General features: G+C 61.0%; 1 pseudogene. It reads left to right on the top strand.

The features are described from left to right. Positions 1-835: pseudogene (locus IEY86_RS35960) on the top strand (hypothetical protein); the annotation flags it as partial.

Genomic DNA, 835 nt, shown 5'->3' with positions numbered 1-835 from the left:
GCACCCAAGAGGAACAGACCAACCAAGACGAACAGAGCACCCAAGAGGAACAGACCAACCAAGACGAACAGAGCACCCAAGAGCGGCCTGGAAACTACGTCCAGGAAGGCGACGGCGACGTCGTCTACGACGGCGACGGCGACGTCATACACAACGGCAACGGAAACGTCACCCACAACGGCAACGGAAACGTCACCCACAACGGCAACGGGAACGTCATCCACAACGGCAACGGCGATGTCACGCACAACGGCCGAGGCGACATCGAAGTCGGGAACTCCTTCGAAGGGCCGGTTGAGGGAAACTTCTCCGGCAACTACACCCACAACGGCGACGGCGTCATCTACGTCGGCAACAGAGCCAACGGCAACGGTGTCAATGGCTCCTTCCACGGAGACATCACCCACAACGGCGGCGGCATCGTCCTCGTCGGGAATTCCTTCAACGAAGGTGGAGAAGGAACTGCCAGCTTCTACGGTGACATCACCGTTGAAGGTGGCATCCTCGTCACCGGAAGCCAGTTCACTGGCACCACTAACGTCAACGGACGCATCTTCGGCAACCCTGGTAGCCATGACCTCACCACCGTGGAGACCGCAGAGACTGATCCCGTAACCGGGCCGTCCTCGAGCAGCCAGGGCAGCGACGAGCAGCCCCAGGACTCACCGCTCACCGACGAACAGCCCACCAACGAAAACCAAACCCCCGTCAACGACCAGACCGACAACCAGCAGCCCACCAACGACGAGCAGCCCCAGGACACACCCACCACCGACGAACAACCCCAGGACACACCCACCACCGACGAACAACCCCAGGACACACCCACCACCGA

Source organism: Wenjunlia tyrosinilytica, assembly GCF_014646055.1.
Classification (GTDB): Bacteria; Actinomycetota; Actinomycetes; order Streptomycetales; family Streptomycetaceae; genus Wenjunlia; species Wenjunlia tyrosinilytica.
Note: the sequence above shows the minus strand (reverse complement) of the source record. Positions and strands in the feature narration are given on the sequence as shown.